21 protein-coding genes are annotated in these 21998 nt (G+C 63.2%); 9 read left to right on the top strand and 12 right to left on the bottom strand.

Annotated elements, in window-relative coordinates; translation table 11 throughout:
- Positions 1–136: 136 nt before the first annotated feature.
- Positions 137–1213 carry a right-handed parallel beta-helix repeat-containing protein gene (locus ACFOSU_RS04165; protein ID WP_380686759.1) on the top strand — a complete coding sequence of 359 codons (1077 nt, stop codon included), beginning with the start codon at positions 137–139 and terminating at the stop codon, positions 1211–1213.
- Between the two features lie 259 nt (positions 1214–1472).
- On the opposite strand, the gene ACFOSU_RS04160 is transcribed toward ACFOSU_RS04165, so the two are convergent.
- Positions 1473–2261 carry an MOSC domain-containing protein gene (locus ACFOSU_RS04160; protein ID WP_380686757.1) on the bottom strand — a complete coding sequence of 263 codons (789 nt, stop codon included), beginning with the start codon at positions 2259–2261 and terminating at the stop codon, positions 1473–1475.
- A 202-nt stretch (positions 2262–2463) separates the two neighbouring features.
- A complete protein-coding gene (locus ACFOSU_RS04155) occupies positions 2464–3945 on the bottom strand; it encodes an argininosuccinate lyase (protein WP_380686755.1) in 1482 nt (493 codons plus the stop codon).
- Between the two features lie 398 nt (positions 3946–4343).
- Between ACFOSU_RS04155 and ACFOSU_RS04150 the strand changes: the two genes are divergently transcribed.
- Positions 4344–4598, top strand: a complete 255-nt coding sequence (locus ACFOSU_RS04150; RefSeq protein ID WP_380686752.1) for a DUF4282 domain-containing protein — start codon at positions 4344–4346, stop codon at positions 4596–4598.
- 183 nt (positions 4599–4781) lie between these two features.
- Here ACFOSU_RS04150 and ACFOSU_RS04145 read toward each other — a convergent pair whose 3' ends face one another.
- The gene (locus ACFOSU_RS04145) at positions 4782–5702 is read right to left on the bottom strand and encodes a LysR family transcriptional regulator (RefSeq protein WP_380686750.1); all 921 of its coding nucleotides are present in this window, start codon (positions 5700–5702) and stop codon (positions 4782–4784) included.
- A 101-nt stretch (positions 5703–5803) separates the two neighbouring features.
- Between ACFOSU_RS04145 and ilvD the strand changes: the two genes are divergently transcribed.
- On the top strand, positions 5804–7654 hold the full coding sequence (gene ilvD / locus ACFOSU_RS04140; protein ID WP_380686748.1) for a dihydroxy-acid dehydratase: 1851 nt from the start codon (positions 5804–5806) through the stop codon (positions 7652–7654).
- A gap of 150 nt (positions 7655–7804) precedes the next feature.
- Here the strand turns inward: ilvD and ACFOSU_RS04135 are convergent, their stop codons facing one another.
- Positions 7805–7963 carry a DUF1127 domain-containing protein gene (locus ACFOSU_RS04135; RefSeq protein ID WP_380686745.1) on the bottom strand — a complete coding sequence of 53 codons (159 nt, stop codon included), beginning with the start codon at positions 7961–7963 and terminating at the stop codon, positions 7805–7807.
- A gap of 162 nt (positions 7964–8125) precedes the next feature.
- On the opposite strand from ACFOSU_RS04135, the gene ACFOSU_RS04130 reads away from it, so the two are divergent.
- Positions 8126–9574, top strand: coding sequence for an aminotransferase-like domain-containing protein (locus ACFOSU_RS04130; RefSeq protein WP_380686743.1), 1449 nt, complete (start codon positions 8126–8128; stop codon positions 9572–9574).
- Between the two features lie 24 nt (positions 9575–9598).
- On the opposite strand, the gene ACFOSU_RS04125 is transcribed toward ACFOSU_RS04130, so the two are convergent.
- The 7 genes from ACFOSU_RS04125 to ACFOSU_RS04095 all read right to left on the bottom strand — a co-directional run bounded on the left by ACFOSU_RS04125 (position 9599) and on the right by ACFOSU_RS04095 (position 16648).
- Positions 9599–9814, bottom strand: a complete 216-nt coding sequence (locus tag ACFOSU_RS04125; RefSeq protein ID WP_380686741.1) for a TIGR02450 family Trp-rich protein — start codon at positions 9812–9814, stop codon at positions 9599–9601.
- 93 nt (positions 9815–9907) lie between these two features.
- Entirely contained in the window at positions 9908–11407 is a 1500-nt protein-coding gene (locus ACFOSU_RS04120; RefSeq protein ID WP_380686739.1) for a VWA domain-containing protein, read from the bottom strand.
- A 13-nt stretch (positions 11408–11420) separates the two neighbouring features.
- Positions 11421–12380 (bottom strand): AAA family ATPase, encoded by a 960-nt coding sequence (locus ACFOSU_RS04115; protein ID WP_380686737.1) that lies wholly within the window; start codon positions 12378–12380, stop codon positions 11421–11423.
- A 221-nt stretch (positions 12381–12601) separates the two neighbouring features.
- Positions 12602–12985 carry a YkvA family protein gene (locus tag ACFOSU_RS04110; RefSeq protein WP_380686735.1) on the bottom strand — a complete coding sequence of 128 codons (384 nt, stop codon included), beginning with the start codon at positions 12983–12985 and terminating at the stop codon, positions 12602–12604.
- Positions 12986–13024: 39 nt separating this feature from the next.
- Positions 13025–13999 (bottom strand): NAD(P)H-dependent flavin oxidoreductase, encoded by a 975-nt coding sequence (locus ACFOSU_RS04105; RefSeq protein WP_380686733.1) that lies wholly within the window; start codon positions 13997–13999, stop codon positions 13025–13027.
- A gap of 349 nt (positions 14000–14348) precedes the next feature.
- Positions 14349–15251: a carbon-nitrogen hydrolase family protein gene (locus tag ACFOSU_RS04100; RefSeq protein ID WP_380686731.1), complete on the bottom strand. Its 903-nt coding sequence runs from the start codon at positions 15249–15251 to the stop codon at positions 14349–14351.
- Between the two features lie 56 nt (positions 15252–15307).
- Positions 15308–16648, bottom strand: coding sequence for an APC family permease (locus ACFOSU_RS04095; RefSeq protein ID WP_380686729.1), 1341 nt, complete (start codon positions 16646–16648; stop codon positions 15308–15310).
- 289 nt (positions 16649–16937) lie between these two features.
- Here ACFOSU_RS04095 and ACFOSU_RS04090 point away from each other — a divergent pair, with 289 nt between their 5' ends.
- The 5 genes from ACFOSU_RS04090 (at position 16938) to ACFOSU_RS04070 (ending at position 21378) form a co-directional block, all read left to right on the top strand.
- On the top strand, positions 16938–17756 hold the full coding sequence (locus tag ACFOSU_RS04090; protein WP_380686727.1) for a helix-turn-helix domain-containing protein: 819 nt from the start codon (positions 16938–16940) through the stop codon (positions 17754–17756).
- Positions 17757–17964: 208 nt separating this feature from the next.
- Positions 17965–18750 carry a transporter substrate-binding domain-containing protein gene (locus ACFOSU_RS04085; RefSeq protein ID WP_380686725.1) on the top strand — a complete coding sequence of 262 codons (786 nt, stop codon included), beginning with the start codon at positions 17965–17967 and terminating at the stop codon, positions 18748–18750.
- Positions 18751–18824: 74 nt separating this feature from the next.
- Complete coding sequence (locus tag ACFOSU_RS04080) at positions 18825–19496, top strand: amino acid ABC transporter permease (protein WP_380686723.1); 672 nt, start codon at positions 18825–18827, stop codon at positions 19494–19496.
- A gap of 9 nt (positions 19497–19505) precedes the next feature.
- Positions 19506–20285: an amino acid ABC transporter ATP-binding protein gene (locus ACFOSU_RS04075; RefSeq protein ID WP_380686721.1), complete on the top strand. Its 780-nt coding sequence runs from the start codon at positions 19506–19508 to the stop codon at positions 20283–20285.
- Positions 20286–20427: 142 nt separating this feature from the next.
- Positions 20428–21378, top strand: coding sequence for a D-2-hydroxyacid dehydrogenase family protein (locus ACFOSU_RS04070; protein WP_380686719.1), 951 nt, complete (start codon positions 20428–20430; stop codon positions 21376–21378).
- A 41-nt stretch (positions 21379–21419) separates the two neighbouring features.
- On the opposite strand, the gene ACFOSU_RS04065 is transcribed toward ACFOSU_RS04070, so the two are convergent.
- The gene (locus tag ACFOSU_RS04065) at positions 21420–21863 is read right to left on the bottom strand and encodes a YtoQ family protein (protein WP_380689153.1); all 444 of its coding nucleotides are present in this window, start codon (positions 21861–21863) and stop codon (positions 21420–21422) included.
- Positions 21864–21998 lie beyond the last annotated feature (135 nt).

The following is a 21998-nucleotide window of genomic DNA, read 5'->3' as shown; positions in this document are numbered from 1 at the left end:
CGCCGGGCGCGCGCCGGAGCCGGTAGGCGTTTGCCCCCAACCCTGTGCCTGCGGCATATTCGATGCCACCTTGATTGCGCATCTTCACGTCCTCACCCAAGGTGTGGTCCGAGTCCGGCTTGCCGCGGAGGCCGACATGAGCCGCATCCTGAAACGAATGCATCTTGCCGCCGTGGTCTGCGCCCTGGCGCTATGCACACCCTGTGTATTCGCCAAGCCGACGGTGCAGGTGAACTCGATCCCGGCGTTGCGAGATGCCATCGAAGCCGCGCCGGCCACGGGCGCGATCATCGTGCTGGCGCCGGGCGACTATCATCAGGTCCGGCAGATCGTCATCCGGGATCGTGATCACCTGACCATCACCGGCGCTACCACCGACTTCCACGACACCGTCATCAGCGGCCCGGGCATCAACGACCATCGCGTGCGCAGCAATATCGTCGTCGATCATTCCAAGGACGTCACCCTTCGGAATATGACGCTCGAGAACAGCGCCTACCACGGCGTCCAGATCGATTACGACTCGGACCATTTCACTGCCAACAACCTGAAGACATGGGATAACGGCGAATCGGGTTTCAAGGTCACCAGCCCATCCCATGCCCACGGTGACGACTCGTATTCGGACTACGGCACGATCGAGAACTGCCTGATCGGCTTCACCAGTACAGGCCAGCGCGGCGTCGTCGAGGGCATCGACATCGTCGGCGCCGTGGCATGGGATATCCGCAACAACCGGCTGGAGCACATCCGCAAGGCGAACGGTCGGGCGGCCTATGCCATATTCGCCAAGGGCAATTCGCAGGATGTCGTCATCGAGAACAACGTCGTGCGTAACAGCTCCGTGGGTCTTTCCTTCGGCGGTGGTGGCACCGGCGCCAAGTTTTTTCGCAATGGGGATACCCGGTACGAAACGCGCCGTGGCGTCATTCGGAACAACCTGGTCTATGGAACGGACGACGTCGGCATTTATCTGAACAAGGCTCGCGACTTCGAGGTCTACGGCAACATCGTGATCGACACCGGCAAGGATACGGGCTCGATTACCGCGCGTTATCCGGAAAGTCGTGGGCATATTCGCGACAATCGGGTGAGTGCTCGCATCCTGTTGCGCGATGGTGCGCATGCGCAGGTGTACCGCAATATCTTTGTGCCAGGGGGCTTGCCGGTGTCGGGTCATGGATGGCGTGGCTTTGATACGTCCTCGCGGTGATCGAGGCCAAAGGGCGCGTTGAAAGCCATGCGGTCGCCTTGTGCCGTTCTGGCCGCGACGCACCAGAGCCTGTCCCGTGGTTCCAATTGAAGCTCGAATCAACCGCTCACGAGGCAAACGGCAAGCCCCGATCCTGGACGCCCATGCGCCCCAACCGAGCCGATGCCGGCACGGGGCGGGGTTTCGTCAGATCAGGGTTTGCCGCTGATGGTGGATGGCTCAAAACCACTTCGCACTCCTTCTTGATCGGCCGTTGCGCTTATTCGAGTACTTCGACCGTGTCGCCAAGCGTGAGCGAACCCGAGTTTTCGGCGATGAGGTTCTGGCCGAACAGTATGTCCTTGCCGCGCTTGCGATAGCGGGTGAGCGTTCGCAGCGGTTCACCATCGTCGCGGCGCTCGCCGCGTTCGGGGTCGACCGTGATCATGACGCAGCGGGCGCAGGGTTTGGCCACGCGAAAGATGACGTCGCCGATGCGAATACGCCGCCACTCGTCCTCGGCGAAGGCGCCGGGCCCGTCGACCACAACGTTGGGCCGGAACTGTGCCATGACGTGCGAGCCGTCGGTGCGGGCATTGACGTCGGCCAGCGAGGCCGTGTTCGTCAGCAGCAGGGGGTAACCGTCGGCAAAGCTGACGCGGGTGCCGATGCTCTCGCGATAGCGGGCCGAGCGTTCTCCGAGCCAGAGCAGGTGCACCGGCTCGCCGACGATCCGGCTGAACCAGGCGTCGAGCGCGAAGGTGGTGGTCAGTGCTGGAAAGTCGTCGGCCCAGACGCCGGTCTCGAACGGCTGTTCGCCGAACGCCTGCCGTGCCTGGGTGATCGCCGGCTGATCGTCGCAGACCAGATACAGATACTCGCCGTCGAAGCGCGCCGTGACACGTTGCAATGCCGGGTGCCTGCGCGCGGTGACGAAGCTGCCGTCCGGGGTGACGACCATGAAGCGCCGATCCCGCAACAGCCCTTCATCGGTGACGATAGCCGTTGCCAGCGCTTCGCCTGCGGTGGACTTGATCGGGTAGCGATAGATGGCGGACAGCGTCGGCAAGGTTTTGTTCTCCGATATATCGGTTGCGCGTCATACGGGACGGCGGCCGCCTGCCGTGTGCGGTTGTCGATCGACGCGGCCTGCGGTGCAGGTCAAGCCTGTGCGGGCCGGCCGTGTTCGTGCGCCGGGATGCCGGCGATTCGGCTGATCGATTGTTCCGGATCCGTTCAAATCTGTCGTCGGCGCGACGACGGCTTGCGGATCAGTGGTCGTCGGACGTGTCCAGGAGCGTGCCGAAGTCCTTGTCGAGCTGGTCCAGCGATGCGTCGATGTGGTCGCGCTTTTTCGCGATCCATTCGTTCTGTTCTTTCAGATCGGTGCGGGCTTCGGCGAGCACGCGTTTCATTTCCGCGGGCTGCGGGCCGCCGCGGGTGGCGCGGTTGTTCACGATCGCCTTGGGATCGAGCGCGGCGCGGAACTCGGATTCCGTTATCGGCAGCTCGTGCGGCTGCTCGGGGTCTTCGGCGGTGACGACTTCGCTGTAGATCTGCTGGGCCTGGTCATAGGGGAAATCCAGCGGCTTGATGTCGTGCGCGCGAGCATAGCTGACCACACCGGAGGCGAAATGATGGCCGACCCGGAACGGCAGCTGGTGTTCGCGCATGAGGATATCGGCCAGTTCCTGCGATGCGGTCCAGTCGCTGTTGAGTTCGTCCAGGGCGCGCTGGGGATCCACGCGTAGCGCTTTGAGGATCTTGTCCCACTTGTCGAGCACCTTGATGCCGGCATCGACGATGGCGGAGTTGGTCTCGACGTCCTTCGGGTCGCTCATGCCGGGCGTGATGTTGTGCATCTGCAGGATCGGGCCCAGGGCGAGCGTGACCGCGGTCGAGGCGTCGCTGCGGGTGGAGTTGAGCAGGCCGGGATTGCGCTTCTGTGGCATCGAACTGGAGACATAGGTGTTGTCGCCGCCCTCCTGGAGGAGCATCCACGGCTGCGGGTCGGCGTACTGGGTGAGCAGGTCCTCGATGAAGTTGCCGGCGTGCAGCGCGATACGCGTGATGACCGCGCCGACTTCCAGCGGTTCGTCCATCGACGAAATCTGCGAGGCGTCGTAGGCGTTGTCGACAAGTGCCGCGAAGCCGAGATAGTCGGCCATGCGCTGACGATTGAGCGGCCAGCTCGTGCCGTTGAGTACGGTGGTGCCCATCGGCGAGCGGTCGATCCGGGCGTAGGCTTCGCGGATACGCTGGGCGTCACGTTCCAGGCCGGCGGCATGGCCGAGTAGCTGGTGGCCGTAGCTGTTGGGCTGGGCCGCCACGCCGTTGGTGTAGTTCGGCACGATGGTGTCTTTATGCTTGTCGGCCAAGTCGACAAGCGTTTTCGATGTGGCGTTGAGGTGCGTGGCCAGCTCGAGCAACTCGTCGCGCAGGATCGCGGCCCGGAAGGTGGCGTGCATGTCCTGGCTGGAGCGGCCGGCATGCAGCAGCGTAACGTCGATGCCGCCGGCGTCGATCAGCAGCGGCTCGAATTCGATGACCTTCTTGGGCCGCTCGCCGCCCGGCTGATTGCCGGCCTCGATGACTTCTTCCAGCGCCTGTGCGATCGCCGGCGTCTTCTGCTTGTCGAGCAGACCCTGTTCCGAATTGATGACGGCGCTCGCCTTGTTTATCTCGCCGAGCCAGAAGAACTCGTCGCGCATGGTTTCATCGGACGCTGCCGCGGCCAGGCTTGCCTGACTCATGACGAGCAGACTCACGGCAGACGCACGCAGCCCGCGGCGGACGTGGCGCACGAAGGCTGTGCGGGGCCGGGAAACCGTACGAGGCGAAGATGTGATCAGTGTCATGCGAGCCTCACTCGAGGGTGATCGAAACGATCGAAGTCCGGGCGGTCATCCGCCGTGGTCGGTCTGATCCTGCGGCAACCACCAGCAGTTGTATTGTCTACCCGGTGCCGAGCTTCATTTACGGCGACGTGAGCAAGCCTGTGATCAGTCGGCAAATATTACAACAGGATGCCTGGCAAGAAATACACTTTTAACAAGCATAAAAGAAACAATTGTTTGTTGGGGCTGGCACGCGATATGCCTGTTTTGAAGTGCTCAAAGGAGAATCATTGATTCAAAAGCACGGGGGAAGCATGAAAGACATTCTCTATTTCGATTCGATGCTCACGCCGAAACTGATTACGTTTATTTACTGGCTCTTCCTGCTCATGGCGCTGGTCAGCGGCCTGGGGCAGATGTCCGGTGGTTACGCGGGACCCAGCACCACCAGCGTCGTGATGGGGCTGGTGACCATCGTCGGCGGCGCCGTAGCGGCACGCGTCTCTTGTGAACTGATCATTGTCATATTCAAGATTCACGAGAATCTCAAGCCAACGAGCGGAAAGTAGCTACGCGCCTGTGGGCGCCCGTGTCGGGCGTCGAGCCGGCTCGACACACAGCGCGAATGCGGTCGATCTTTGATTGACTGCTCACGCCGCGATCGTCGATCTACGCCCAAGCCAGTAGTGCCTTCTGGAGATATTGGTGATCGGTCGGTAGATCCTGAATTCTGCTTGCATCGTATAGTCGGATCATTGAGGAAAGACGCCGTTCTCCGCCGCGCCGATCACGTCGAGAAGATTGGCTAGCATCGGGCTCCGATCGTCACGCCGCCAGACGATGCCGGTTTCCAGCAGTGGCGCGCGGCTGTGCAGGGCCACGTAGCGCGTGCCCGTTCTCGCCAGGTTGCGTAACGATTCGGGCACCAGCGCAATACCCATCCCCGCGGAGACCAGGCTGATGATCGTCTGCATCTGAATCGCATGCTGCGCAATGTGGGCCTGGCCGCCGCAGGCGACGTAATAGTCCGTGACCAGTTCGTAGAACGCCGGCGCGACATGGCGTGGAAATACGATCAGGGGAGATTCGATCACCGCTTCTGGCGTCAGCTGTCCGTCGGCCAGCTTCAGGCGGCCGCTGTCGAGCCAGCTCTCCGGAACTGCCGCGATCAGCGGTTCTGTCATGACTTGGCGATAGGCCAGTTCGTCGGGCAGTGCCGTGTGCGCCGGCGGAATGACGATACCGGCGTGGCTTTCCTTGCGTCGCAACGCGGCGATCTGCACGTCGCTGGTTGCCTCGGTCAAGGCCAGATCTACCGTCGGATACAACGCTCGAAAGCGATGAACGAGCGCGGGCAGGAGGCTGTAATCGGCCGTGCTCACGAACGATAGACTCAGCCGGCCGGTTTCACCCCGGCGAATGCGGCCGGCGATGTCGGGCAGGGCATTCACTGCATCCAGCGCCGCCCGCACAGGCTCGAGCCATTGCTCGGCAAACGGCGTCAGCGCCACGCTGCGCTTGGTGCGTAAAAACAGGGCGCTGCCCAGTTCCCGTTCCAGCGCGATGATCGATTGGCTCAGCGGCGGCTGGGTCATGTGGAGGCGCTCGGCCGCCTTGCCGAAATGCAGCGTCTCGGCTACAGCCACGAAATGCCTCAGACGTCGCACGTTCATAAATAATATCTCAAACGACCTAATCAGACGCTAGTAATATATTTCAAAAACAAATTGAAGGGCAATACGATATCCGAGTGCGCTAACCCGGAGGACAAATCATGCCCGTCTATCGATCCAGAACCAGTACCCACGGCCGCAACATGGCCGGCGCTCGCGCCCTGTGGCGGGCGACGGGCATGCAGGATGGCGACTTCGGCAAACCCATCATCGCCATCGCCAACAGTTTTACGCAGTTCGTCCCCGGTCATGTGCACCTGAAGGACCTGGGCCAGCTGGTCGCCGGCGAAGTCGCGGCGGCGGGCGGCGTGGCCAAGGAGTTCAACACCATAGCGGTCGACGACGGTATCGCCATGGGTCATGGCGGCATGTTGTATTCGCTGCCGTCGCGCGAGCTGATCGCCGACAGCGTGGAATACATGGTCAACGCGCACTGCGCCGACGCACTGGTGTGTATCTCGAACTGCGACAAGATCACCCCCGGCATGCTGATGGCCGCGATGCGGCTGAATATCCCGACCGTGTTCATTTCCGGCGGGCCGATGGAGGCCGGCAAGGCAGTGGTCAAGGGCAGCAGCCGCGCGTTCGACCTGGTCGATGCGATGGTGGTCGCCGCCGATGACAGCTACAGCGATGCCGAAGTGGCGATCGTGGAACGCTCTGCCTGCCCGACCTGTGGCTCCTGTTCCGGCATGTTCACCGCCAACTCCATGAACTGTCTCACCGAAGCGCTGGGCCTGGCGCTGCCCGGCAACGGTTCGGTGCTGGCGACGCACAGCGATCGCGAAGGGCTGTTCCGGCAGGCCGGGCAGGTGATCGTCGATCTGGCCCGCCGCTGGTACGAGCGGGACGACGCCACGGCGCTGCCACGCGGCATCGCCAGCCGTGCGGCGTTCGAGAACGCCATGAGCCTCGACATCGCCATGGGTGGTTCGACCAACACGGTGCTGCATCTGCTCGCCGCCGCGCATGAGGGCGAGGTCGATTTCTCCATCGCCGAGATCGATGCGCTGTCGCGCCGCGTGCCGTGTCTGTGCAAGGTCGCACCCGCCAAGAGCGATGTGCATATGGAAGACGTCCACCGCGCCGGCGGCATCATGGCCATCCTGGGTGAGCTGGATCGGGCGGGCCTGATCGATACCTCGTTGCCCACGATTCATGCGCCCACGCTTGCCGACGCCCTGGCGCGCTGGGACATCATGCGCAGCGAGGACATCATGGCAGGCGAGCTGTACCGCGCCGGCCCAGGCGGCATTCCCACCCAGACCGCATTCAGCCAGTCGGCGCGCTGGGAAGCGCTGGACACCGACCGGGAGCACGGCGTCATTCGCTCGGCGGCGCATCCGTTCAGCCGGGATGGCGGCCTGGCGGTACTGTTCGGCAATCTGGCGCCCGAGGGCTGTATCGTGAAGACCGCGGGCGTGGACGAGTCGATCCTCGTGTTCAACGGCAGCGCCCGCGTGTACGAAAGCCAGGAAGCGGCCGTGGCCGGCATCCTGTGCAACGAAGTCATCCCCGGCGAGGTCGTCATCGTGCGCTACGAAGGCCCCAAGGGCGGGCCCGGCATGCAGGAGATGCTCTACCCGACGAGCTATCTCAAATCCAAGGGGCTGGGCAAGACCTGCGCCCTGATCACGGACGGTCGCTTCTCCGGTGGCAGTTCCGGCCTTTCCATCGGCCATGTCTCGCCCGAGGCGGCCGAAGGCGGCCTCATCGGCCTGATCGAAACCGGTGACCCGATCGTGATCGATATTCCGGAGCGCCTTATTCAGCTGGATCTGGACGACGACACGCTGGCCTCACGCCGCGCCGCGATGGAGGCCAAGGGCCGCGAGGCCTGGCAGCCGCGGAACCGACTGCGCAAGGTCTCGCCGGCGCTTCGGGCCTATGCGGCGCTGGCAACCAACGCGTCGCGCGGCGCCGTGCGTGATGTCGATCAACTCACGCGGTAAGCGCCGAGCGGCACGCGGTTGATCGCCAATGCATTCCGGTAAAGCAAATCAGGCGGCGCGACAATCGCTGGCCGGGCAGCTTGCCGTTTCTTTTTCCGCGTCGGGTACCCGCGAGCAACGGTAGTAGACCCAGCGCCAGCATTTATCCGGTCACGCCTGCCAGAACGGTTTGCGACTCTCGCGCCGGGCATCGCTTTTCGAGACGCCAATATCGTCGAGCAGCCGGTCCTCGAGCACCCGCAGCTGCCGGCGAGTGTGCCGTCGTGATCGATAGTAGCGAAGCGTTTCGACAAGACGAGTGAGGCCCATGACCGTTCTCCTGTGGGGATGTCCACAGGCTAGGGCGCATGCCGTTATCGATACAGATTCAGGTTTGTCGAATCTATAAGATACAGTTTGATCTTCGAGCAAGCTGTATCGGTCGGGTTTTCATGATCTGTACCGATCACACCGCGGAGTCGGGTCACTGTAATGAAACTCTATGAGCAGGCCGCGAGAACGCTGAGGCAACGCATCGATCACGGTGTCTATCGCGTCGGCGATCGGCTGCCGTCGATACGGGCGCTGTGTCGCGAACTCGAGATCAGCGTCTCCACGGCACAGGAGGCCTATCGCCGTCTGGAAGAGGCGGCGCTGGTCGAGGCGCGGCCGAAATCCGGGTACTACGTGATCCCGCGCGAAGTGCCGACCGTGCTACCGTCGGTGACGCGGCCGGCACAACGGCCACTGGATGTCTCGCAGTGGGACCACGTACTGGCACTGGTGGACATGGCGCCCGACGAAGACGTGCTGATGCTGGGGCGGGGCGTGCCGGACCTCGAGGCGGCCACGCTCAAGCCGTTGTCGCGTCTGCTCGCGACTCTGCATCGCCGCGGCGGCGCGCATGACCTGAGCTACGATCGCCTGAGCGGCAGCCGCGAACTGCGCGAGCGCATCGTGCGGCTGGCGACAGGATCGGGCTGTCTGCTGCACCCGGACGACGTGTTGATTACCACCGGCTGTCAGGAAGCCTTGTCGATCGCGATACGCACCCTGGCCGCGCCCGGCGACGTGGTCGCCGTCGACTCGCCGAGTTTCTACGGCACCATGCAGATCCTCAAGGCCAACGGCTTGAAGGCACTTGAGATACCGACCGATCCGGAACTCGGGATCAGCCTCGAAGCCCTGGAACTGGCGCTCGAACAATGGCCGATTCGGGCCATCCAGGTCACCCCGACCTGCAACAATCCGCTCGGCTATACCATGCCCGAGTCGCGCAAGCGGGCTTTGGTGGCGCTGGCTCAGCGCTTCGACGTGGCGATCATCGAAGACGATATCTACGGCGATCTTTCCTTTGCCACGCCGCGCCCGAAAACGCTCAAGGCGTTCGATGACGATGGCCGGGTGCTGCTGTGCAGCGGGTTCTCCAAGACCCTGGGGCCGGGTCTGCGGGTTGGTTGGATCGCGCCGGGCCGCTACCGCGATCAGGTGACGCATATGAAGTATGTCTCGACCGGCGCGTCCGCGACCCTGCCGCAGCTGGCGGTGGCCGAGTTCATTGCCAAGGGCCACTACGAACGCCATCTGCGTGAAATGATTCGTCAGTACCAGCGCCATCGCGATGTGCTGCTGCGCCTGGTCAAGCGTCATTTTTCCGCCGACACCGGGATCAGCTACCCGCAGGGCGGCTTCCTGATGTGGCTGGAACTGCCGGCCGGCGTGGACTGCTTGCGGCTCAACGAGCGACTGGCCGCATCACGCGTACGTATCGCGCCCGGCTCGCTGTTCTCCGCGTCCGGCAAGTATCGTCACTGTCTGCGGTTGAACTACGCGTTGCCGCTCACAGCGACCGTGGCCGAAGCGATACGTCGGGTCGGTGAGGTCGCGACCGACATGGTCGCGGAGGCGATTGAGCATCCCCTCGCCGATTCGCAGCGTTAGCTGCTGCGCGTGTGGAGAACCCGTTCACTGCCAGCCGATCAGCCACGTCTTGTCGTTCTTCAGTTCGCGCCAGGGCAAGGTGAACGCCCGCCGGGTCAGCACTGCTTCTAGAATCACCTCGACCACCTTTTCCTGATCGTCGCGCAGCAGCTGGGTCACCAGGAAATGTTTCTCCTTGTGCTCGGGCCGCGTCGCGGTCCATTTGCTGTGGTGAAGTTTGTTCGGGTTGATCGTGTTCATGCGCTGTCCTTTCCTGCTGCCCTGTTCGGTTGCGATATGCGATTGCTCTGGCTCTGGCTGCAGAGGCGACAACGACAACCGCCAGTACCGTACTTAGGTCACGGCTCGCAATAGATCCGACACCACTCGCTCGAGTTGCTCTAGCGAGCCGCACTCGTTCACCTGATGGCAGTGCGCGCGGTAGCGGCACATTTCGGAATCGCCGCTGTCCCAGCTCACGCGCTGTTCCGGGTTGAGCCAGATCACGCGCTGGCTGCGTTGGTAGATCTTGCGCAGCAGATCGGTGCGCGGGTCGCCCTCGTTGTTGCGTGCATCACCAAGGATGAGCACGGTCGAACGCCGGTCCACGTCATCCAGTGCCAGCGCTTCGAAGTCGGCGAGGGCGCGGCCGTAATCGGTGGAGCCCTGGCCGTGCGCTGCCAGCGTGCGTTTGATGGCTTCGTCGAGGTCGTATCGCTTGAACAGATCGGTGACTTCGCCGAGCTGCGAGCTGAACGCGAAGGCGCGAACCTTGGGCAGCACTTCCTCGAGGCTGTAGAGGAACATGAGCATGAAACGCGCATAGCTGGCAACCGACCCGGACACATCGCAGACCGCAAACACGCGTGGCTTATCAATGCGTTTCGACTTCCAGGCCAGCTCGACCATATTGCCGTCGTAGCGCATGTTCTTGCGCATCATGCGGGGCAGATCCAGCGTGCCGCGCTTGGTGATGCGTCGCTTGCGAGAGTGGGCGGCGACGAGTTGGCGGGCCATCCGCGCGATCACGCGCCGCATGAGCGGGTCGTTGTAGCGCGCCACGTTGGTCACGCGCGCCTTGCGCACCATGTCCGCGCGCAGTCGTTCGCCGTGGGCATCGGCATGCAGCAGGAACTGGCGCTCGACATGATCCCGCACCTGCTCACGCAGGCGATCGCTGCGCGTACGCAATTCGGTGGCCAGGCGTTGATCGGGCGGGGCGGTTGAGGCGTCGAGCGTGATGATCTCGTCGATCAGTTCGGAGCGGCCCATCTGTTCGAGGATACGGCGTGTATACAGTCCCTTCTGGGTGAAGAACCTGATGTCTTCGAGCTTGTTCTCGCCCGCCGCATGTGAGATCGCCATGGCCAGCGCGGTGCGGTCGTCGGCCATGAGCAGTCGGCCGAGCGACGATGATGGGGCGCTCATATCTTCGACGCGCACGCGCGCTTCACTTAGGTCGGTTGCTCCGCCGTGACCGGCGTCGGGGTCGCCGTCCGACCCGACGTCGCCGTTTCCACCGCCGCCACCCTGGCCCTCGCCGTGGCCGATTGCCTGGTTGTCGGGCGGCTCTGGTTCTGACTCGGGCCGGTTGGGGTCGATTGCGTCGTCGGCCGAATGCCCGTCGTCGCTTTTAAGATCGTCGAAGTAGAAGAACTGATCGAAGCAGGCGTCGAAGGCCCCGGTCTCGTTCTGGCTTTTGGCCAGCACCGCTCCCAGCGCGTCCTTGAGCCGTTGCCGATCCTGCCAGCCGATCATCTCGGCGACACGAAACGCATCCAGTGTTTCCGCCGTGGACACGCGCACATCGGCCATGCGCAGGGCACGCACGAAACTCGCCAGGGTGCGTTCCATCAGGGCGGCTGACTCAGCGGGCGCCGACCGCGCGGCGTGTGAGCGCGGGCAGCTGCGGCTCGACGCGATCGATATCGTCCTGGAACTTGAGCAGCACGTTGAGCGTCTCGCGCACCCACTCGGCGTCGAGCGCGTCGATATGCAGCAGCAACAGGGTGCGGGCCCAGTCGATGGTCTCGCTGATCGCTGGTGTCTTGCGCAGATCCAACTCGCGCAGGGCCTGGACGAAGGCGACCAGCTGGCGGCGTAGCTCGACCGCTATCTCCGGCACCCGGGTCTGGATGATCTGCTGTTCCAGTTTGGCGTCCGGAAACGGAATGTACAGATGCAGGCAGCGGCGCTTGAGCGCGTCCGAGACTTCGCGGGTGTTGTTCGAGGTGAGAAACACGATCGGCGGCTGGCCGGCCGCGGCGATGGTGCCGATCTCGGGAATCGTGACCTGGTAATCGGACAGCATCTCCAGCAGCAGGGATTCGAACTCCTGGTCGGACTTGTCGATTTCGTCGATGAGCAGCACGCTGCCGTCGGCCTCGCGCAGCGCCTTCAACAGCGGCCGGGGTTCCAGAAACGCTTCCGAGAAGAAAATATCGTCGTGCTGGTGCAGGCGCTGCACGGATTCCTTCAGACCGCGCGCGCCGCCCAGCGCATCGTCGAGTTTTTCCTTGAGCACCTGTATATACAGTAGCTGTTTGCCGTATTTCCATTCGTACAGGGCCTTGGCTTCGTCGAGGCCTTCGTAACACTGCAGCCGTATCAACGGCAGGCCGAGCATGCGTGCCGTGGTCTTGGCCAGCTCGGTCTTGCCCACGCCGGGCGGGCCTTCGACGAGGACCGGTTTGCGCAGATGAAAGGCGAGATAGACCACGGTCGCGATCCGGCTGGTGCCGATATAGCGGTGGCGCTGCAGCGCCTCCTGTACATGGTCCACCGAGGACAGAATCTCGGTACGGTTGGGAACAAGGGGCTCGGTCACGGGGGCTCCGGTCGAAAACGATATGGTCGCTGGAAAACGCCGTCATCGGCGTACAGGCAAGGCGGTCCGATCAACGTAGACACCTCGTTCACAGACATATACTAGGGCGTGTTATGCCGCGATGCCGCCTTGGCCGTCATTTGCGGGGTGCAACCAATCCGGCCGCGACCCTGGACGGCAACGCTCGCGCTGCGAAGCCAATGTTCCTATCCAGCGATTTGTTAGCTGCGAACTGCATTGAACACCCAACTTGCAAACATCCAAACCAGAAAGCCCCAGATCAGAACAAAAACAGCGGCAGCGGTGTAGCTGATGGGTTGGCGTGCGGCTCGTTCGGCCTGCAATTGTGCGGATTTCATAACCGCTGGTGGCGTCAAGCGCACAACCAAAGCCAGACCAAGAGGCACCAGCAACAGATCGTCGAGGTAGCCGATGACTGGAATAAAGTCCGGAATCAGGTCAATAGGACTGAGCGCATAGGCTGCGACCAGAGCTGCCAGAAGACGAACAACAACAGGCGTACGCGGATCACGAGCTGCAAAAAAAACCGTCAGCGTGTGCTTCTTGATCTGATGAGCCTGCGTTTTCAATGTGGCCAGTGCCATAGCAGTTATCAAACTAATCAGCGTGAATGCGAACAGCGTCTAGTTCAGCACGCCTGCGAGACGCCCGCGGATCAGTTCGTCGGCCTCGCGCATGATGCGGTCGACCAGTTCCTTCACGCTGGGGATGTCGTAGACCAGACCGGCCACCATGCCGCAGGACCAGGCGCCGGCGTCCATGTCGCCGTCGAGCATCACGCGCGGGTAGACGCCGGCGACCTCCGCCGCGATATCCTCGAACTTGATCCCGGCACCGATGGCGCGTTCTTTTTCCAGCAGCCGCTCCACGGCCACATTGGTGAGTACGCGTTCGGTGTTGCGCAGCGGGCGCATGACCAGACGCGTGTCGTTCTCGCTGGCGGCCAGGATTGCCTGCTTCACGTTCTCGTGCACCGGCGCCTCTTTAGTGGCGATGAAGCGAGTGCCCATGTTCATGCCTTCGGCACCCATTGCCAGGGCTGCCACCAGCGAGCGGGCGTCGGCCATGCCGCCGGAGGCCACGAACGGAATCTCGAGTTCGTCGGCGGCGCGCGGCAACAGGATCATGTTCGGAATATCGTCCTCGCCGGGATGGCCGCCACATTCGAAGCCGTCGATCGACAGCGCGTCGACGCCAATGCTCTGGCCCTTCAAGGCATGGCGCACGGTCGTGCACTTGTGGATCACCTTGATGCCGTTGTCCTGGAGCTTCGGCAGCCACTGGGCGGGGTTGTTGCCGGCGGTTTCCACGATCTTGATGCCGCCGTCGATAATTGCATCCACGAACCCCGGATAATCGGGCGGCTCCACTGCGGGCAGGAAGGTCAGATTGACGCCGAACGGCTTGTCGGTCATCTCGCGGCAGCGGGCGATTTCCCGGGCGAGATTCTCCGGCGTCTTCTGGGTGAGTCCGGTGATGATGCCCAGGCCACCGGCGTTGGACACGGCAGCCGCGAGTTCGGCGAAGCCGACATAGTGCATGCCGCCCTGGATGATGGGATGTTCGATGCCGAACAATTCGGTGATACGCGTTTTCATGCCTGTCCTCTCATAACGTTGTCCGCGACATGCCGTGGTCGAATCGACGCCAGGGGCGTCGATTGAGCGCGGACGTGCCGGCGCGAATGCAAGCGCCTGACTTTGCCGCTTAACGCATCCGAACGCCAGTGTGCCGGTCGGATAATAGCGGGCCGGACAAGCAAGAAAGGGTTTAGCGTGTGTGCTCGTCGACTGCTACGTCGCTCCGACAGCGAGGACTTTCGTCACAGCCATATTTCCGCGCCGGTGTTCTGATTCCAGTCGCGAACCGGACAGGCGAATCTCCCACCGGTGGGCAATTGGATCATGGGGCGCGGGTCTCAGGCGTTCTTGCACACCGTCGATCGACTCAGCCCTCGCCGCGCCATTTGCGCGGATCCAGGCGACCGTCGTACATCGGCAGTTCCAGCACCGGATCGTCGGCGCGGTACTGCGACCACATGCGGTTCAGGCCGGCCGTGCCGAAGCGGCGCACGCGTGCCACCTCGTCGAGGTTGAGTACATCGGTGAGAATGCCGGCGGACGCGCCGACCATACGCGCACGGACATGGCCTTCCGGATCCACGATTGCGCTTTCGCCGACGCCGGCCGGTTCGCTGGCATTGGTGCTGACAACGAACACCTGATTGAAGATGGCGTTGGCGCGGATCAGCACCTGTTCCTGGGCGCGGTCGCAGGTGGAGGTGGCGACCTGGTTGACGATCACATCGGCACCCAGCCAGGCGAGCTGCCGGCAGACTTCGGGGAACCAGATGTCGTAACAGATCGCGAGGCCCACGCGCCCCACGTCGGGGATATCGAACACCACGAATTGCGTGCCGGGCCGGTAGGGCTCGAACGGCCGCCAGGGAAAGCACTTGCGGTAGGTGGCGATCAATTCGCCGGCCGGCGAAAACACCGGCGCCGTGTTGTAGAGATGGCCGTCGTCGCCGCGCTCGCAGACCGTGCCCGGCAGCAGCCAGACGCCCTGGTTTCGGGCGATCCGTGCCAGATGCTGCATGCGCGGGCCGTCGATCGGCTCGGCCGCGGCCTCGAGCTGCTCGGCGCGCTGTTCCGGTGTCCCGTGGACCCCGCACAGATGCATTTCCGGGTACACGACCATGCGCGGGTGATCCTGCCTGTCGCGTTCGAAATGGGGCCCGAAATCGCTGAGATACTCGGCGATCTCCTGTTCGAACGCCTTGAGCCCGATATCGCTGTCGGGCTTTTTCGCGGGGGCCTGGACCGACAGAATCGGCAGGAATCTCGGCATGGTGTTCTCTCTTGTCTTGACCGTGAGCGTGCTCGCGCCGGGCCGGTATTACTGGATTATGAGTCCTCGTCGAACGCGACTTCCGGCGGCGGGCGGCTGAACATCCGGGTCAGATAAGCCAGCTGGATCAGGCCGATGGTCAGCCAGATCAGGCCCAGCACCACCGCGTGGATATCCAGCTTGGTCAACAGCCACAGATTGACCAGCGCACCGATCAGCGGCACGACTACGCCCTTGATCAGGCCGTAGTTCTGCTGCATCCGGGCGTCCTTGCTATACATGAAGATCACCGCGACGTTGACCATGGTAAACGCGATGAAGGCGCCGAAGTTGATGAAGGAGGCAGCCGAGAGCACATCCAGGAACAGGGCGATCACGCCGATGGCGCCGGTCAGCACGATGTTGAATATCGGCGTATGAAAGCGCGGATTCAGCGAGCCGAACAGCGTGTGCGGCAGCACCGAATCCCGGCCCATGGCATACAGCAGGCGCGACGCGCTGGCCTGGGCGGCGATGCCGGACGTGAACTGGGCCAGCACCATGCCGGCGAGGAAGAGCGCACCGAACAGGTCGGCGCCGATGGTCTTGGCGATGCCGAAGGCCGCCGAGTCGGGGTTGTCGAAGGTCCCGCCCGGATGCACCAGCTGGGTGGTATAGCCGACCACGACATAGATCGTGCCGCCGATCAGCGCGGTCAGCATGATCGCCTTGGGAATATTTCGCTTCGGGTCGATAGTCTCCTCGGTCAGCGTGGTGACCGCGTCGAAGCCGAGGAAGGAATAGGCGGCGATGGCCGCACCCGCGGCGATAGTGGAGAAATCCGACTGGGCGTTGAAGAACGGGCCCAGGCTGAACAGCGCGTCGGTGCCGCCAGTGGCGAATACGTGGCGGATCGACAGCAGTACGAAGAAGAAGATCACCAGCACCTGGAACGTCATCAGCAGCGAATTGACCTTGGCGGCCAGTTTGATGCCGACCACGTTGAGCACGGTGGTGATGCCGATGAAGCCGAGCAGAAAGATCCAGCTCGGTACTTCCGGGAACCGGGCATTCAGGTAGGCCGCGCCGATCAGCCAGATGACCATGGGCAGGAAGAAGTAATCCAGCAGAATGCCCCAGCCGACCATGAAGCCGACGCGCGAATCGATGGTCTTGCGCACGTACGTATAGGCCGAGCCGGAAACCGGAAATGCCCGCGCCATGATGCCGTAGCTGTAGGCCGTGAACAGCATGGCGACCGTGGTGATCAGATAGGCAGTCGGGACCGAGCCGCGGGTGGTGCTGGCTACCACGCCGAAGGTGCCAAGCACGATCAGCGGCGTCATGTAGGCGAGGCCGAACAGCACCACGGCCTTGAGAGATAACGTTCTCTCCAGTTTTATCTCGTTCTGCGACATGCCCTTCCTCCCAAATGAATGACGCGTTGCGCGGATCGTGATCTGCTTTGGTCAACGCTTTCGGAGGCAGTCCCTCCGAATCCGTACCTGCGGGAATCACCCCGGTCGTGACTGTTGGCCACGCTGTGTCAGCAACGCGATCTCACGTCCTGGGCGGGTCGAATCCGAGGTCGCAAATCGATTGCGACAGGTCTCCTGGCCCCGTTTAAAACCCTAACGTCGACCCTCGGGGCCGTATATAACCCCAGGGTGGTATGGGTTTTGCGCTAAGGTTCGAGAGGTGCAACCCATGACTGGCAAGGAAATCGACCCGTTGTTTGCGGACGCCGTCCGGGCGCTGGGCACGGCCCGGTTCGCCGAAGCATTGTCGGCTCTGGTGCGCCAGCTCGCGGCTTTCGACAACCTCATCGTCATTGCCTATTCCGGCGAGCAGCGGCCCGAGGTGCTGCACCGCGAATACACCGATCCGGTGGTCTATCTGCCGATGGACAGCCAGTACCTGGGCGGGGACTATCTGCTGGACCCGTTCTACCAGCAACACCGCCAGGGCGAGGTGCGCGGCATCCGGCGGCTGGCCGACGTGGCGCCGGACCGGTTCAAGCGCACCAACTATTTCAGGAACTACTACAAGCAGACCACACTGCTGGACGAGATCGCCGTGTTCGCGCCCGTCAATGCCACGGTCACCATCACCGCCTGCTTCGGCAAGGACCGCTCCAGCGGCTCGCCGTTCAGCCAGCGGGAACTCAAGGCCCTGCAACGTCAGCAAGGCACGCTGAGCGCGCTGGTCGAAACCCATTGGCGTGCCTATCGCCCGGCGCAGACGCCGCAGATCCAGACCGTGCCCCTGAGCGACCGCCTCCGGGACACGCTGGAAAAAGAACGCGGCGTGCATCTGAGTCCGCGCCAGGCCGAAGTCGCTCTGTATATCCTGCGCGGCCACTCGACGCTGTCCATCGGGTTGTACCTGGATATCAGCCCGCAGACGGTGAAAGTGTTCCGGCGGCAGCTGTATGCCAAATGCGGTATCTCGTCGCAGGCGCAGCTGTTCGCGATGATGATGCCGCTGTTCTCCCGTCTTACCGACAAGAGCGCGGCAGGAAGCTAGCTCGTATCGGCTTCGGCTCTGGCTGGACAGGCCATGACAGCAAGCTGAGGCGCGTTGATCTGGCAGGAAATTTGCTCGGATTGTCGAGACATGGCGCCGCGCGTTTCCGGCGTGTGCAACTTGACGCTTGCTACCCGTAGCGGCCATGTTCGGGTACACCACATGCGCCGGCGCCGCTTACTCGAGTGCCGACAGACGAGGGAAGACAATGCGACTGAAACGATTTCGTGGACTGATCCTGGCGGCCGCCATGGCCACCGTTGTCGGCCTGGCCGGCACGGCCAGCGCCGCCGACGGCGGCAAGGCCAAGCTGCAGGCGGTGACCGACCCCAGCTTCGTGCCCTTCGAGATGATGGATCAGAAGTCCGGCAAGATGGTCGGCTTCGACATGTCCATTCTGGAAGAGGTGGCCAAGCGCGCGGGCTTCGACTACAACCTGCGCACGATGGACTTCAACGGCATCATCCCGGCGCTGCAGACCGGCAGCGCGGACCTGGCGCTGGCCGGCATCACGATTACCGACAAGCGCGAGGAGATCGTCGACTTCTCCGATCCATACTACGATTCGGGCCTGCGCATCCTGCGCAAGAACGGCGACGACTCGATCAAGACCATCGACGACCTCAAGGGCAAGAAGGTCGGCGTCAAGATCGGCTCGACCAGCTACGACTTTCTCAAGAAGAAATTCGGCAACAGCGTGAACGTGACACCGTATCCGGGCAGCGCCGACATGTATCTGGCGCTGATGAACAACAGCCTCGACGCGGTCTTCTATGACGCACCCAACGTGGCTTATTTCGCGCGCACCCGCGGCCAGGGCCGGGTCGAGACGGCGGGCCCGCTCTACGAGGGTCAGCAATACGGCATCGCCCTCAAGAACGGTAGCCAGTGGGTGGACGCGGTCAACAAGGCGCTCGCGTCGATGAAGGACGACGGCACCTACGCCAAGATCTACAAGAAATGGTTCGGCGAAATGCCACCCGCCGACAAGTGAGAATCGGGCATTTGCGACTGATCACGGCAACGATGGCTATAACGCCGGCGCTGTCGAGTCCGGGACCGCTCTAGGTGGATCTGACGTTTCAGTTCAACTGGCACGCGGCGATCGAGTCGCTGCCGTATCTGCTCAAGGGTATTCCGTGGACGCTGCTGATCTCGTTCGGCGGCCTGGCGATCGGCTTCGCGGTCGGCATCGCCTTCGGCCTGCTGAGCATCAATCCACTGCGTATCCTGCGCTGGCCGGCCAAGATCTATATCGAGGTCTTTCGCGGTACGCCGGTGCTGGTGCAAGTGCTGTTCATCTTCTACGGGTTGCCGCAGATCCTCGGCGGGCCGATCAATCCCATCGTGGCCGGTATTGCCGCCATCGCGCTGAATTCGGGGGCCTATATCTCCGAGATCGTACGCGGGGCGGTGGTGTCCATCGACAAGGGTCAGCGCGAGGCGGGGCTGTCGCTCGGGCTGTCGAGCAGTCAGACATTCTGGTCGGTCATCTGGCCGCAGTCGCTGCGCCGGATGATTCCGCCGCTGGGCAACCAGGCCATCGTGAGCATCAAGGACACCTCTCTGTTCTCGGTGATCGGCGTGGGCGAGCTCGTCCGCCAGGGCCAGGTCTATATCGCGACCACGTTCTCCGCGCTCGAGGTTTATCTGATGGTGGCGATGTTGTATCTGGCGATCACCCTGAGCCTGTCGTTTGCCCTGCGCATTTTCGAGCGCAGCGGTCTGGTCGGGCAATAGGAGCGCCGCATGGCCGCATACGACGAGTCACGCGCGGAAGATGATGGGCCGATCGTCCGCCTGACCGGGCTGAACAAACATTTCGGCTCGTTGCATGTGCTGCAGGATATCGATCTCTCGGTGTATGCCGGCGAGGTCGTGGTGGTCATCGGCGCCAGCGGCTCCGGCAAGTCCACCCTGATCCGCTGCATCAATGGCCTGGAGGAATTCCAGCAGGGGCGCATCGAGGTGGACGGCAACGAACTGCTGCCCAACGGCGCCAGCCGCGCCGCGCTGCACCACATCCGCCGCGAGGTCGGCATGGTGTTCCAGCAGTTCAACCTGTTCCCGCATCGCCGGGTGCGCGAGAACGTCACCCTGGCGCCGCGCAAGGTGCGCGGCTGGTCGCAGGACAAGGCGCGCGAGACCGCCGACACGCTGCTCGAACGGGTCGGCATTGCCGATCAGGCCGACAAGTACCCGGGCCAGCTCTCCGGCGGCCAGCAGCAGCGCGTGGCGATCGCGCGGGCGCTGGCCATGCAGCCGCGCCTGATGCTGTTCGACGAGCCCACCTCCGCGCTCGACCCCGAGATGATCGGCGAAGTCCTCGACGTCATGCGCAAGCTGGCCCGCGAGGGCATGACCATGGTGGTCGTCACCCACGAGATGGGTTTCGCGCGCGAAGTCGCCGACCGGGCGATCTATATCCACGAGGGTCGCATCGTGGAGCAGGGCCGTCCGGAGGCCGTATTCGACAATCCCCAGCAGGAGCGCACCCAAGCGTTCCTGTCGCGGGTGCTCAAGCACTAGCGAAACATGCAGGCTGGCTGATGTGCCACTCGCGCGTTGCGCGCAGGGTGCGCAACATGGTTCGCTCTGCTGGCCGCCGCGCCGTGCCGGCGTTGGTCATGGTCCCCGATACCGTGACGGCCCGAACTTGAAGGAGCCTCGAATGCGAATCGCACTACTCGATGACTATCAGGACGTGGCGCGCGAGCTGGCGCCCTGGGAACGTCTGCCGGCGGATGCGCAGATGGAAGTCTTCCACGATCATGTGGCCGATGAGGACGCGCTCGTCGAACGCCTTTTGCCTTTCGACGTGCTTGGCGTCATGCGCGAACGCACGCCCCTGCCGCGATCGTTGATCGAGCGGCTGCCCAATCTGCGTCTGATCGTGACCACCGGCAAGAGCAATGCGGCCATCGACGTCGCCGCCGCACGCGAGCAGGGCATCTGTGTTTGCGGCACCGAGTCATTGGGCTATGCCACCGCCGAGCACACAATGGGTCTGATGCTGGCGCTGGCGCGCAATCTGGTCACCGAGGCCAATTCGGTCGCCGCCGGCGGCTGGCAGGTCGGGCTCGGGCGCGACCTGCGCGGGGCCACGCTCGGGCTGGCCGGACTCGGTCGACTCGGCGCCGAGGTGGCCCAGCTCGGGCACGCCTTTGGCATGCGCGTGATCGCCTGGAGCGAGAACCTGAGCGCGGATCAGGCCGCCGCCCAGCAGGTCGAAGCGGTGTCCAAACAGACGCTGTTGCGGCAGGCCGATTATCTGTCCATTCATCTGCGCCTGTCGAAGCGCACCAGGGGGCTGTTCGGCGCGCCGGAGTTCGCACTCATGCAGCCGCAGGCCTGTCTGATCAATACCTCGCGCGCACCGATTATAGATACCGACGCGCTGCTCCAGGCGCTGGACGCCGGCCGTCCGGCTGCGGCCGCGCTGGACGTGTTTGAGACCGAACCGCTGCCTGCCGACAGCCCGCTGCGTGATCATCCGAAATTGCTGCTCACACCGCATATCGGCTATGTCACCCGGCCGACCTACGAGGTCTTCTACGAAGGCACGCTGGAGGCGATCCTGGCCTTTGCTGCCGGCGCGCCGATTCACGAACTCAAGGCCTGAGCTTGCCCACGGGCAGTTCGTGTCGATAGGCGGTTGCCGATTTACGTCTTGGTCGTCACGTATTGGAGCACTTCCACCACCTGTTCCGGCGTCTGCGCCCAGGCCATGGCGGCGGCGTCCACTTCCTTGAGCGGATGGACGATGTCCTCGTTGTGGAGAGTGATGTACGGCCGACCCATTGCGGCACAGTAGCCGGCGTCGAACGCCGCATTCCACTGCTTGTACTGGTCGCCGAAGCGGATCACCGCGATATCGCAGTTTTCGATCAGGCTCTTGGTGCGGATGGCGTTGACCTTGGAGGACTGGTGATCGCGCCAGAAGCCGTTTTCCGGCTTGCCGAGCATGTCGCCCGCGGCGTCGCTGGCCGGGTGATCGGTGACCGGCGAGACGAAGGCCACCGGCAGTCCGTTCTCCTCTGCACCCTGCTTGATCTGATCACGCCAGTCGGTGTGGATCTCGCCGGAGAGATAGATGGTCCAGGTCATGGCGTGGCTGTCGTTGTTCATGCGGTTCCTGTAATGCGAGTCGAAAGCAGTCCGCAACAATACGTCATCCGGTCGTGGCGTTCGCCCTCGGGTATGCCGATGCGATAGCGGGTCGGGATGATTGCCACGCTTTGA

The organism is Salinisphaera aquimarina, assembly GCF_042643355.1.
In the GTDB taxonomy this organism is placed as follows: Bacteria; Pseudomonadota; Gammaproteobacteria; order Nevskiales; family Salinisphaeraceae; genus Salinisphaera; species Salinisphaera aquimarina.
This window is presented reverse-complemented; position numbering and strand designations above follow the sequence as displayed.

Bases quoted from the DNA above. Each gene is read 5' to 3' on its own strand.
- ACFOSU_RS04165 (WP_380686759.1), top strand. From the start codon at position 137: ATGAGCCGCATCCTGAAACGAATGCATCTTGCCGCCGTGGTCTGCGCC.
- ACFOSU_RS04155 (WP_380686755.1), bottom strand. From the start codon at position 3,945: ATGAGTCAGGCAAGCCTGGCCGCGGCAGCGTCCGATGAAACCATGCGC.
- ACFOSU_RS04150 (WP_380686752.1), top strand. From the start codon at position 4,344: ATGAAAGACATTCTCTATTTCGATTCGATGCTCACGCCGAAACTGATT.
- ACFOSU_RS04145 (WP_380686750.1), bottom strand. From the start codon at position 5,702: ATGAACGTGCGACGTCTGAGGCATTTCGTGGCTGTAGCCGAGACGCTG.
- ilvD (WP_380686748.1), top strand. From the start codon at position 5,804: ATGCCCGTCTATCGATCCAGAACCAGTACCCACGGCCGCAACATGGCC.
- ACFOSU_RS04135 (WP_380686745.1), bottom strand. From the start codon at position 7,963: ATGGGCCTCACTCGTCTTGTCGAAACGCTTCGCTACTATCGATCACGA.
- ACFOSU_RS04130 (WP_380686743.1), top strand. From the start codon at position 8,126: ATGAAACTCTATGAGCAGGCCGCGAGAACGCTGAGGCAACGCATCGAT.
- ACFOSU_RS04125 (WP_380686741.1), bottom strand. From the start codon at position 9,814: ATGAACACGATCAACCCGAACAAACTTCACCACAGCAAATGGACCGCG.
- ACFOSU_RS04120 (WP_380686739.1), bottom strand. From the start codon at position 11,407: ATGGAACGCACCCTGGCGAGTTTCGTGCGTGCCCTGCGCATGGCCGAT.
- ACFOSU_RS04110 (WP_380686735.1), bottom strand. From the start codon at position 12,985: ATGGCACTGGCCACATTGAAAACGCAGGCTCATCAGATCAAGAAGCAC.
- ACFOSU_RS04105 (WP_380686733.1), bottom strand. From the start codon at position 13,999: ATGAAAACGCGTATCACCGAATTGTTCGGCATCGAACATCCCATCATC.
- ACFOSU_RS04100 (WP_380686731.1), bottom strand. From the start codon at position 15,251: ATGCCGAGATTCCTGCCGATTCTGTCGGTCCAGGCCCCCGCGAAAAAG.
- ACFOSU_RS04095 (WP_380686729.1), bottom strand. From the start codon at position 16,648: ATGTCGCAGAACGAGATAAAACTGGAGAGAACGTTATCTCTCAAGGCC.
- ACFOSU_RS04090 (WP_380686727.1), top strand. From the start codon at position 16,938: ATGACTGGCAAGGAAATCGACCCGTTGTTTGCGGACGCCGTCCGGGCG.
- ACFOSU_RS04085 (WP_380686725.1), top strand. From the start codon at position 17,965: ATGCGACTGAAACGATTTCGTGGACTGATCCTGGCGGCCGCCATGGCC.
- ACFOSU_RS04075 (WP_380686721.1), top strand. From the start codon at position 19,506: ATGGCCGCATACGACGAGTCACGCGCGGAAGATGATGGGCCGATCGTC.
- ACFOSU_RS04070 (WP_380686719.1), top strand. From the start codon at position 20,428: ATGCGAATCGCACTACTCGATGACTATCAGGACGTGGCGCGCGAGCTG.
- ACFOSU_RS04065 (WP_380689153.1), bottom strand. From the start codon at position 21,863: ATGACCTGGACCATCTATCTCTCCGGCGAGATCCACACCGACTGGCGT.